General features: G+C 38.1%; 9 protein-coding genes. 2 read left to right on the top strand and 7 right to left on the bottom strand.

Annotated elements, in window-relative coordinates; genetic code table 11:
- The gene (locus ACHWSC_RS21940) at nucleotides 1-3,168 is read right to left on the bottom strand and encodes a SusC/RagA family TonB-linked outer membrane protein (protein WP_394678174.1); all 3,168 of its coding nucleotides are present in this window, start codon (nucleotides 3,166-3,168) and stop codon (nucleotides 1-3) included.
- A gap of 983 nt (nucleotides 3,169-4,151) precedes the next feature.
- Here ACHWSC_RS21940 and ACHWSC_RS21935 point away from each other — a divergent pair.
- The gene (locus tag ACHWSC_RS21935) at nucleotides 4,152-4,637 is read left to right on the top strand and encodes a hypothetical protein (protein WP_286732501.1); all 486 of its coding nucleotides are present in this window, start codon (nucleotides 4,152-4,154) and stop codon (nucleotides 4,635-4,637) included.
- A gap of 32 nt (nucleotides 4,638-4,669) precedes the next feature.
- Here ACHWSC_RS21935 and ACHWSC_RS21930 read toward each other — a convergent pair whose 3' ends face one another.
- Nucleotides 4,670-5,242 carry a Crp/Fnr family transcriptional regulator gene (locus tag ACHWSC_RS21930; RefSeq protein WP_286732502.1) on the bottom strand — a complete coding sequence of 191 codons (573 nt, stop codon included), beginning with the start codon at nucleotides 5,240-5,242 and terminating at the stop codon, nucleotides 4,670-4,672.
- A 289-nt stretch (nucleotides 5,243-5,531) separates the two neighbouring features.
- On the opposite strand from ACHWSC_RS21930, the gene ACHWSC_RS21925 reads away from it, so the two are divergent.
- Complete coding sequence (locus ACHWSC_RS21925) at nucleotides 5,532-6,026, top strand: STM3941 family protein (RefSeq protein WP_286732503.1); 495 nt, start codon at nucleotides 5,532-5,534, stop codon at nucleotides 6,024-6,026.
- A gap of 138 nt (nucleotides 6,027-6,164) precedes the next feature.
- On the opposite strand, the gene ACHWSC_RS21920 is transcribed toward ACHWSC_RS21925, so the two are convergent.
- From ACHWSC_RS21920 to ACHWSC_RS21900, 5 genes are all read right to left on the bottom strand, one after another.
- Nucleotides 6,165-7,316 carry an AAA family ATPase gene (locus ACHWSC_RS21920; protein WP_394678173.1) on the bottom strand — a complete coding sequence of 384 codons (1,152 nt, stop codon included), beginning with the start codon at nucleotides 7,314-7,316 and terminating at the stop codon, nucleotides 6,165-6,167.
- On the bottom strand, nucleotides 7,274-7,972 hold the full coding sequence (locus tag ACHWSC_RS21915; RefSeq protein ID WP_394678172.1) for an RNA ligase family protein: 699 nt from the start codon (nucleotides 7,970-7,972) through the stop codon (nucleotides 7,274-7,276). Before ACHWSC_RS21915 ends, ACHWSC_RS21920 begins: the two co-directional genes overlap by 43 nt.
- A 268-nt stretch (nucleotides 7,973-8,240) precedes the next feature.
- Nucleotides 8,241-8,915: a LytR/AlgR family response regulator transcription factor gene (locus ACHWSC_RS21910; protein ID WP_394678171.1), complete on the bottom strand. Its 675-nt coding sequence runs from the start codon at nucleotides 8,913-8,915 to the stop codon at nucleotides 8,241-8,243.
- 5 nt (nucleotides 8,916-8,920) lie between these two features.
- Nucleotides 8,921-10,417, bottom strand: coding sequence for a TlpA family protein disulfide reductase (locus ACHWSC_RS21905; protein WP_394678170.1), 1,497 nt, complete (start codon nucleotides 10,415-10,417; stop codon nucleotides 8,921-8,923).
- 67 nt (nucleotides 10,418-10,484) lie between these two features.
- The gene (locus tag ACHWSC_RS21900) at nucleotides 10,485-11,990 is read right to left on the bottom strand and encodes a sensor histidine kinase (RefSeq protein WP_394678169.1); all 1,506 of its coding nucleotides are present in this window, start codon (nucleotides 11,988-11,990) and stop codon (nucleotides 10,485-10,487) included.
- Nucleotides 11,991-11,999 lie beyond the last annotated feature (9 nt).

Here is an 11,999-nt window from a genome sequence, read left to right as displayed (position 1 = left end):
TTATAGGGTAAGGTTTAAACTAAGGTTATACGTACGGGGAGCTGGGTCACCTACATCTGCCAATGCGTCACTTTTCCAGCTTCTTTCGGGGTCGCCAAATTTAAAATCTTTTGTCAAATAGGCTACATTTCTAACCGAAGCTGAAATACGAAGCTGCTGGATTCTTAACGATTGCAACAATGATTTCGGCAGATTATAGGAAAGCACCATATTGTCCAAACGCATAAAGGACATGTTGACATAGTTTGTGCCATTATTTTTTGATCCAATACGCGCATAATCGTTAATCGGATTATCTGGCGTCCAGCGAGGTAGCGCGTAGTCTGTACTGCGATCCGCAAAATTACTATTGTTTGCTGCCTGATAAAAATCCCCATAATGCCCCCAATTGGAGTAAATTAAAAATGAAAAACTCAGCTCTTTATAACGCAATTCATTTCGAAACGACCAGCGAAAACGCGGTGTTGTATACCCCTGAAATACCCGATCGGCATCCGTTAAGACCCCATCTCCGTTTTGATCTATATATTTAAAATCGCCAGGTTGGTTACCATATTTTGCAGCCATTTCCTCTTCCCCTATTTGCCAGATTCCATTTCGTTTGTAAGCCCATATCCGGTCGGGATCCTGTCCAATAAACCATCGATTTTTAACATCGTCCGCTTCCTTCTGGCCGACGATATTTCCCTCACTATCTTTTACGTCCACCATATCGCCATACAACTTCACGATTTTTCTCCGATTCAACATAAAGATCGCCGTAGCATTCCAACTAAAATCGCCCTTATTCATGATATTACTATTCAAGGAAATATCAAAACCTTTATTTGAGAGCTCACCAAGATTGGCAGCAACACTGCTAAATCCGATAATTTCTGGCAATTCACGATCTATCAATAAATCCTGGGTTGTTGCCGTATAAAAATCCAGTGCACCACTCAGACGGCCATGGAAGATTGAAAAGTCCAAACCGGCATTATACGAACTTTTACTCTCCCATTTTAAGTCCAAATTGGCCATTCTATTCACGTATAACTGAGATGAAAGATAGAGGTTTCCACTCGCGTCAATATAGGGATGTAACCCAGAGGTCATGTCGGAAAGAGCTTCATACATTCCAATATCACGATTACCATTTCTTCCCCAAGAAAGCCGCAGCTTACCATAATCCAACCAGGATTTGGTATTTTTCATAAAATCCTCCGCTGTAAAATCCCAGGCAAAAGCCAGGGCGGGAAAGGTTGCTCTTGGATTTTGAGCGCCAAAGGCTGAATACCCATCACGTCGCACAGAAGCTGTCAACATATAGCGATCTTTAAAGGAATAAAACAAGCGAGCCATCAAGGCGTCCCCTGTCCGGTAGGTATCATTACTTTCATTCAATGGAATAGTCCCTGCCTGCAGACGATGCCAGCCCAGAACATCAGAAGGTACAAACTGAGAAGCTGTGGCCTTGGTCTGCCAAAATTGTCCTTTCTCTGCATTTTGAAGCAATGTTACTTCAAAATTATGTACATCAAAACGTCGCTTCCAACGCAATACATTATCTAACTGCCAATTATATGTTTTTTCAAATGAGCGTTCGCTGCTTCCACCTTTTGCCTTCCACTCGGGATTTTTAGAAGAATCGTGGTTATAATACTCGTGCCAGATAAACGAAGGCGTAAAATTGGATTGCAATTCTATCCCAAAGGGCAAAGTAATCACACCGTACAAACTGGAATTCAACGTATTATAGTTATTTTTTCGATCTCTAAACTGATTATCAAAGAACGGGTTTACCGGAGTAACATCACCTGTCGGCAGTCTTTGATAAATACTAGAAGGATCATCAAGATTATTTGATCCAAAGGGAGAAATCACTGCTGATTGTTTCCAATCAGATTTTAGAAAGCCCTCATTTCGAACAGCAAAGTTGGTATTCGCCCCGACTTTTAGATAGGATGTAATTTTAGTTTCGATATTTAGTCGTGTTCTGAAATTTTTAAACCGACTTCCAACCACTACTCCCTCCCTATCAACATGGTTTAAGGAAAAATAGTAGTTAGCGTTCTCATTACTATTCGATACAGCAACAGCATAGTCCTGCTGGATCCCCTTTTGAAAAACCAAATCCTGCCAATCCGTAATCTTATTGTTCATGTAATTTTCAATTTCCGGAGTCTTTAGCTCCAATCGAGAAAGCCAAGACCTGATCAACTGATCCTCTGTTACATTTGTAACGGGGGTCTTTTGATCGTAATTATACCAGTCCAACTGATTGGCTCCACTGAGCAGTCTTGGGTCCACAAACATTTCGGGGTGCGCTTTAAGGTAATCGGCGGTTCTTCGGCCTACTTCAAAGTCATAGCGATATTTCAAAAACTCATCAGCGGTCATTACGCGTGGCATCCCCGCGCTTTCAACCATACCAAAATTTCCGTTGAAAGTAATGCTTGGCTTCCCTTTTTTCCCTTTTTTTGTCGTTATTAAGATAACGCCGTTGGCGGCCTTTGCACCGTACACAGCAGTAGCACTCGCATCTTTCAAAACGTCAATTGACTGAATATCATTGGGATTAAGATCTGCAAATGTTCCATCGAATATAACGCCATCCACGACATTTAATGGGCTACTTCCCGCCTTTAATGTTCCTTTTCCCCTTACCTGTAGGCTAGCATCCCCTTTAGCAGAATTACCCTGGCCAATGATTAAGCCGGCGGCATTCCCCCTTAATAGATCCTGAACAGACCTGGGCGCTTCCTTTTCAAGCTTTTCGGTCTGCACCGAAACAATTGCGCCTGTCACATCCTTACGTTTGGCAGTTCCGTATCCAATAACGACGACTTCATCTAGATTCTCAGTAGATTCAGAAAGGGTGATCTCTATTTCCCTACCCACTTCTACGTCAAGTTCCTTGGACGAGTATCCCGTATGGGTAAAACTTAAAGTAACCTTAGCAGTACTTTGCTGCAATTTTAAACTAAAGCGACCGTAGCTATCTGTTACTGTACCCGTTGAAGTTCCCTTCACCAAAACGGTAACTTTCTCCAAAAAACGCCCATCATTTGTTTTGACGATACCCTTTAGTTCTTTTCCAGTTCCTTGTGAATAAACAATTCCTGTAGACAGCAATAGCATACACAAAAAAGAAAAACTAACGAAAATCAAACGATTAAATTTTCTCATAAATTAAGATTTATTGGTTATTAATAAATAAAACTATAAAAAGCCCAAAAACAAGACCTTTTAGTCATTAATATCAATTGGTTATTATTTAATCAACACAAAACAATAGTATTAATTAAGAAAACACAATCAAACCTTTTTAATCCATTTATTTACGAAAACGTTTGAATGGCTATAAAAAACAAATCGCTGGATTCCGACAAGAGAAAGAGAACAGGTGCTACTGAAGCCCAAAAACAACATTACGCGAACAAAAACAGCCCTAAACAGGCTTTAAAGCAAATAAAATTTAAAAATAAATTGAGACAAAAGAGCATAGTTTTGATAAAAAATGATATCTTTTTCAATTATAATTTCACTATCTTTTAAATTAAAATAAATTTAATAAAATTAAATTTAACGAAATAACACACACACTAAACTAAACACAAGACCGAAATGACCGAGAAGTCTTCCTCAGCAAGAGAAACAAAGATCGCATGCATTGTCTATGTCCAATCAAATGAAAAAATATGACTTGGGAACAAAACCATATTTCTGATGAGTTAGTCAAAACAGGTTTCCATCATTCGGCGTCAGAAGTAATTGGTTTATTGCTCTTGTCCTACATCGCCCTGCCCCAACCGTGTAAACAAGGTGGTTCCACATTGAAATCAGCTAAAAAAGTAGACTCAACCTGGGCCCAGGCTACTTGCAGGAGGAGCTTGGTAATAAAGCAAGCTCGACAATAGGATTATATGTTCAATCCGCATTATTTTAGAAAAGCAAATAAAAACAATCAGTAAAAAATTTGGAGAATACGAAAATTATATACAACTTTAAAGCACAAACACCTGCTCTAAACAGGCTACAAGTTAACAAAGGAAATTTTTTATTTTAAAAAGAGGATTTTATCTTAGAATCACTCATAGATAAAAGTCTAAATTAGTTTTTTTGCAGAAAAACTTACTTTTACTTAATGTACAAACAGTAGCATACAAAATATGACAACCAACCCCATTAAGGTATATACAGTAGTTTCAAAAGAAGTAAAAGAAGATCCAGATTTATTCACCAATCTGGAAGGTGTCTTCTCAACATATGAAAAAGCACAGGAATATATTGATCACTTTTTTGGTAATGCTAAATATGGTTATCGATCTATTGTTACGACCTATTTAGACCCCTTTCAGAAAGAAATACAAAATAACGATTCTTATTATAGCATTTCATCTCAATTAATGGGGCCGCATCTAGAAGTTGAAATCTGTAAAACTTCTTTTGCTGTTGTCCTCTCCGAAGTTGAACAATTGCGTATCGATCCTGCCACCTCAGAGAAACCTTTGGAATTAAACCTGCACTGTTTTGCTGCTTCTGAGGAAAAGGCAATGGAAAAATTCGCAAAATTAGTGCAAGACTATGCAAAAGAACACAAGCTGCAATTTCAAATTAGCCCTTTTCGCATTGCAGATTCGGACCAATGCTACTAGCCTTCAATTGCAACGAGATTATAGCAGCAGATTCAGGGAAGTATTTTTTTACGGATTTCACTTAAATATTCTGGAGTAAATCCCAGATATGAAGCAATCAGGTATTGCGGAACACGTTGTACAAACTGAGGATATTTACGGAGCATATCATGGTAGAATTCCTCTTTAGATTTAGAGAATAGATATTTAACCCGCATTTGCGCAGCAGCATAAGCCCTTTGATAGACAAAGCGAAAATAACGCTCCATGATCGGAAATGCAGCAACCAATTTCTCTTGATTTTCTTGACTGATATAAACTAAATCTGAAGTCTCTACGGCCTGAATGTAAAATGACGTAACAAGCTTATGTTCAAAAGCCATATTATCTGTAATCCACCAATTTTCTATTGCGAATTCAGTCGTTTGTTCGACTCCCTTTTCATTAACAAAGAATTTACGGAGAATACCTTTTAATACAAAAAAATGGTATCTGCATACTTGGCCCTCCTCCAGTATATTTTCTTTTTTCGCGACCGTTTTCGTCTTAAAGTAAAGCAATATTTCTTCTAATTCGATCGGATCGACATCGATAAATTTCTTTAAATGTTCTTTAAGTTTTTCCAACAGTCCATCACTTTATTATACAAACAAAGCTACTCATTCCTTTTATCAAAAAAAAGACACGCGGTACCATTTCAATTAAGCGCAATACGGAAGGGATGGCAAGATAAATTCAAGTAATACGAATAATCATTCAACAAGCACGAATCATAAATCGGAATAGTTTCAATGGCCTTTACCCCCTATCTTTATAACAGGCGCTCCAATAATATGATTAACAGATTGGAGCTATGATGAAAATGGCAGGCTCCATTTTTTGCGGAGTTTGTACTTTTTGAAAAAAGAGAAAGCAATGATCAAAATTAATTTTAGCAAAGGAAAAATTATCATCAGCATGCTGCTATGTTTTCTTCCAGCAGTCATTGGGTTGTATGCTTGGTTATACTATGATCTCATTTTTAAGCTAACCTCGACGATATGGATACTCGTTGCGGCAACGGTTTTTTATCTTCGACTACAACAGCTGAACCGCTATCGAAGAGGAGAGGCCGCACTCACGATAGATGAGCATACATTACTAAACAACAGCGTATTGAAACCGCAGCAAATCCCTTGGACTGATATCGATTATTTTGTTACTGGTTTATATCGGACAAATTCTATTTTTATAAAATTAAATGACGTTTCATCGTTAAAAAAAGAAAAAACAAGCGGTCTAATTTATTTATTAAGCTTTATTGACCGCAATCTATCAACAAAACCTGCATCTTTTTGGATCGACATGGATGTCATCGATATCAAGGAAAAGGAGCTTTTATCTATGTTGCTACAGCGATTGAAAAAGTAGCTAAAAATTGCCTCTCTCTCCGAAAAAAGGTACTATATAAAAAAATCAGCCCCCTATCCAAATAAGTGGGCTGATTCGCAAAATCAATCAAAGATGCAGCACAGTCCTGCTTAAATACCCCCTACTTAAAAGCATCCGCTATGCCGTAATGTAGTGAACCTCATGCGCCTCTGTCAACTGTGGAACTTCCAAATTATGAAACATTTTATCCAAGACAACTTCTGGCAGTGGGTACTCCCTATCGCTATTCTGCGCGCGCCAAATCTTATAGGGTTTTTCAACGTACAACAATTTCACATAAGCTTGATAGCTTACGAAAAGATCGATCAATTGTTTTCGCATCTGGGAAGTTATATTGGTGGCATTCCAGATAAAATCCTGTCCACAGCGTAAGTATTTTTTTGCCTGCTCTTTAGCTTCCTGTACAACCCATCCGTTTCTCTTTTTATCAGTAGGATCAATGCGATATTTGCGTCTGATGTCATCCAAACTAATAACAGGAAGGTCGGTATTCATGGCTAAAATCTGATAATCTTTGCCCATTCCCGGCAAACCTGAAAGTACAGTCACCGTGGATTTGAATGTATCAAAAGGCACATAATCAACATAGCTATTGTTTCCATTAAAATATGTAAATCGTGCATTTTCAGACAAAAAAGAACGCGTGGCATCCCAGCAGCCAATCTCTTTACTATACAGTTCGAACATATCCAATGCGTAGAGCAAAGCATCCAAATCGGCACAGTACCTTCCTTTAGCATCTGCTTCGGCCAACAACTTAAGTTGGCCCATATTGACACTCAGTGACGCCTCCAAGGCGCTCTTCATTGGATCGACTTTTTCCATCAACCACAATGGCAATCCATGATAGCGTACCAATGCGACAATTTCCTCCCGTAATACAAAAGGGGTCTCCACATCACGAAATAAAATCTCCCGTGCGGTCTGTGCTCCTCTTTTGGCATGATTTGGAGAGCTGATACGACCATCTGCAGCGACAATTGTCGTCGATCTCTTCTCGACATCATGCAATAAAGCGGAAGCCCAGAGGAGCTCCTGCTTTTGATAATCCAGATTCCGGTATTCAGGCAATCCTTCCAGCTGCTGTAATACCATTTGAGTATGAATCGCGACATTCCCTTCGGCATGATGTAAAGGATCTTGTTGTACCTGTTCCATATCCCTGACCCAAGAAAATTGCGTCTCTAAAGCCGACCAATTCTTATTTACTGCTATTGTCCATTCCATTAGAAATCCTTCCTTTCCCAAATCATTTTTGTTCTTCGCCATGATTTTGTCCAATGTTCGTCGGTCTGCACATGTCCTTTTCTAACATATTTAAAAACATTGTGCTGAAATTCGCTGACGGGATATGCATCAGCATTCCTGCAGACTAACCCTTCCATCGTACATACCTCTTCAGTTTTAGGGTCAACCGATCCAAATATTGAAGACTGCATGGCCAAATTTTCGACTGAACGCCGAAGTTCCAACTCAGTCAAATCCTTTACAATTTCGAGTTTTAAAAAAGGTACAGTAGGAAAATCAAATAAACTAGCATAAAAAGTAACTTCTTCCCATGAAAGCCACTGATCTTTAATTCGAGCAGCAAAAACATAATAATAGTGCTCAAGTTGCACATATTCGATAGAATGCACAGCATAAAGATTTTCACCCAAAAACTCTAAATCATCCAGATCGTTTTTTAATCTAGACCAATGCTCCCGAAGCTGAGCCGTCCATGGCGACGTGGTTGGAGCTGCATGGGATCGTGCAAATACTCCACGCCGTGAAAGGCAATTATTTTCACCATCTAATTTTTCTGTAAATAACAGTTTATGGAAAGATTGTATATCCTTCCAATAATGTTGATTAAAACGATCGTCGCTGCTTGTCCCTGGCGAAAATGGAAAATGATAGGTACGACCATATTTTGTTGATTCCATTTTTAAAATTTAAATCCATACTAAAAAATTGAAGATATAGGTATAGGATAAACAAATCGGGTACATCCCGTTGTTTACTTTCTTCCTAAATATCGACAATGCATTACATGACTTTAAATTTTAAAAATTGACAACACTAATGATCTATTGCTACAAAAGTATTAAATTTATCTTAAAAACATAAACACGTTCCCTTAACCTTTTGACAGCGCAACCCCTTCCCTACTTTCTAATCAGCCCTGACGTATCAAAAAATGCGTATTTAGCATTAATATAATTTCAATTCAGTATACGTTGTTCCAATGGGAATAACCCGGTCTGTTACCCAAATTTGGGTTTTGTCGAACTTAATCATTTTACTTCGTGCGACGATAAATGCTCTATGGCAACGAACAAATTCGTTCTTCGGGAGCAGTTCCAGCAACTCGCTAATGGTAATTCTGGAGCTAACACATTTATCGCCCAAATGTATCTGGGTGTAATTACCTGATGCTTCAATATACAGGATACGATCAATTTCAACTTTAACATGTTCATAGCCATCTTTCACGAACAGATAGTCTTTGTTCTGCTGTAGCATTTTTGCCCGAAGGCTATACAATTCGTTCGCCTTGTTGCAGGCTTTCAAAAACCTGCTCATAGAAAATGGTTTAAGCAAGTAATCGATGGCATCGAGCTCGAAACTCAATAGCGCATGCTCAGAATAAGCCGTCGTAAAAATCACCATTGGCGAAGTATTCAAACTCCGCAGAAACTCTATACCTGAAATATCGGGCATTTTTATATCTAAAAAGATAAGGTCCACCTGCTCCTTCTGGAGATAATCAATCGCCATAAACGCATCCGTAAATGTACTTTTTAATTCAATAAAAGGGACTTTAGCTATATGGTGTTCAATAACCTGCAATGCCACAGGTTCATCATCTATCGCGATGGCTATCATAACAATTATTGATTTAAAATCTGATCTATTTGGTCATACAGTTGTTTTCCATTACTTGGTCGAAGAGCCTTTTCTACAACTAATTTTCCTGTTTTATCAAATATAAAATATTGCGGATAATATTCCACTTTGTCTTTTGCATTTAGCAGTAATTCCTTCCAAAAGGGCTCAATCTGTTTCCTATTTTTACGTAAATGGATTCCGGTTAAATTGTTGACACGTATAAAGTCTTTCCAGTCCTGATCATGATGGTCTTCATCCATATCCAAATAAACGAAGGCAATATCTTTATCCATGTATCTTTTCTTCAGTTCAGGTGTATATTTCAATTCAAATTTACAAGGACCACACCAGGTACCCCAAACATCCAAATAGACCACTTTTCCCTTCAATTCAGCAATCAGGTCGTAGATCGATGAAATAGGTTGATCATCCTCAATCAACCGGATCTGTTTGTTCTGTTTATTCGTTATCAAAAGAGAGTCAAGATCGGCAATATAGCGTTCAACGAGCGGCCTATGCTTATCCGTTGGAAATATCTTCCAATGCGCTCCTGCCAATGCTTTTAAATGTGGTAAGTCCCTATCATGATATAGATTGACCAGTTGCTGAAAATTGTATTTTTCTACGATAGTTTTGGGAAAATTATTTAAAGCACCAATAAACCGCCAATAATCTTTACTATAGCTATTCATTAATCTATTTGCACTGTCTAGGCTTATCCGGAAATAAGGAATCGGCTCGCTTGAAGGGATCTTCTCCGACCGAATCTTAACAAATGCTTTCGTTTCCAAATAACGCAGGTAATTGTCAAGGAAAGAATAGAAAGAGGGGCCTCCAAAGTTATCCTGTAAATTAATCGATGCTTTTCCAAACAGTTCTAGCACTAAACTATCTGAGGTCGGCTTTGGCAATTCAGCTACACGGGCAAAATCGTTCAGATGGTTAATTCTTTGCGCGTAAAGCTCAGCACGGATATAGTCTTTTAGTTGGCTGGGCAATGAAGTAGTTTGGATCACTTCGTTCATTTGATTGCAATCTGCTAAAAAGGGAATTAACAGCTGCTGTCTCAATTCAGCCAAAGAGCGTTTAGCAAGATTGTTTAAGGCAGGGGCTTTCATAAAAAACGGCACTTCATCCAGTTTTATTTGCTGAATAGTTCTATTTTCTGTTAAAGCACTACCGGCTGTAAATACGATCGTACTATCAGTTAAATTCGCGATAAGATCCTTACCGGGGCTTAATAACAAGGTTTGAAACACACCGCCGTAAATTAGTGTCGCGGATTTTCGAGCTGTTACTGGCAGCGCGACCTCAAATGTACCATCGCCGGCAACGGTTATCCGTTGCGAATTTTCTTTATAAAAACCGAAAACAAGAGGAATATTGATTTCCAAGGTCTTGTTTGGATCATAATTCCAAATCTTACCGCTCAATTTAAACTGAGCATGACTGCTTAGACAAAACAAGGTCATAAGCAAAAAAACAAGTATTTTTTTCATTGCTGTTAATTAAGGAACCAATAAACCATATAAATAATGGATTGAAAAATAGTGGAACTATCTTGATCTAAAGATGTAATGTTAAATGGACAAAAAACTCATTGGCATTTTCATGTATCATCAATTCATACCGATCTCGATACAGTAATGACAGGCGTTGTCTTACATTTTCCAAGCCTACGCCGCTTTTTAGTTTTTCGGGATCGTTATCACTTTTTGGATTAATGCTATTGCTTACATCGAAAAACAGGACTTGGTCCCGCACTTGCAAAGAGATTTTAATATAAGACGATTTCTGAAGGCTTATACCATGCTTAAATGCATTCTCAACGAAAGGTATAAGCAACATAGGTGTAATGTGATAATTTTCAAACTGTTCCTCTATTTCGGTTATAAGGGTAATCTTGTCTGACATTGAAGTCCGGAGCGTTTGTAAGGCGATGTAATTATTCAAATATTCAACTTCACGCATCAACGAAATTTTATCTTGTGTATTTTCATGTAGCATAAACCGCATCATATCACCCAAGCGTTGAATTCCCTCCCCCGTCCGTTCTGCTTTTTCCTGCAATGCCGTGCCATACAATGTATTTAAGGCATTAAATAAAAAATGTGGATTTATTTGAGATTTTAGAAAGGTCAGATTTGCATCCGACTGCCCGAGCTCCGTACGTAGGGATGCTATTTCGTTTTGACGCATTAGACGTTTTTTAAAGAGAAACCAGGACAGCGGAATACTAACCAATAATTGCGTGGGTAAATGAAACATCGCAACGATAAAGATCACTTCGTTTGTCTGATTAAAGAAAAATAGCGCCGGTACACTTAATGGCAGGACTGAAATCAAGCTAATAGCAAAGATAGTCCAGAAGAAATCACGGAATTTCTTTTGTTTTTCCTGTAATTTTGGCAACAAATAGTATAAGGAATAGATTACAATACCGACTGCAGACAACACGACCAAAGTCCATAATACCGAAAGTTGTAAATGGGATCGCGATGTAATCAAAAAAAACAATCCAATAAACCAGAAACCAATTCCAAAGGATAAATCCATTTTTAGCTGCTTTTGCAGGGTCAGATTTTCTGCCTTGCTTTTAAGCAAATAGCTGATCAGATATTGCGCGCAGGTGTAGAAAGAAATTATAATTGTTAATAAAATAGCTTGCGCAAAAGCCTTAAAAAATATACTATTATAGCTTCTTTGAATACTGTCATAATCCTTCAATTCGTAGGCGTGGCTATAGGTCCGGCATACACCTAATATCAGTCCGGATATCAAGATCAGAGCAGCTAGTAATGAATAATTCCGCAGCTCACGTTTTCTGTTGATGAGGGAAGGAATAAGGACAAAATTTAAAAGGAGAAACAACACATATAGAAGCAAATCAATGATAAAGTTCGGTACAAAAAAATTAAAGAAATAGGAGTAGCTTATTTTTTGGTGAAGGAAATAGTTATGCATACCGCTATCATCCCGATTGTTTGTATCAACAAGCAAAGCATAAACAACAGCGACAAATACGACAGTTGCCATCCAAAATTCTATTTTTCTTACGTCTTTCAGTTTCATGTTATTGGT

This window comes from uncultured Sphingobacterium sp., from assembly GCF_964277905.1.
Taxonomy (GTDB): Bacteria; Bacteroidota; Bacteroidia; order Sphingobacteriales; family Sphingobacteriaceae; genus Sphingobacterium; species Sphingobacterium siyangense.
Note: the sequence above shows the minus strand (reverse complement) of the source record. Positions and strands in the feature narration are given on the sequence as shown.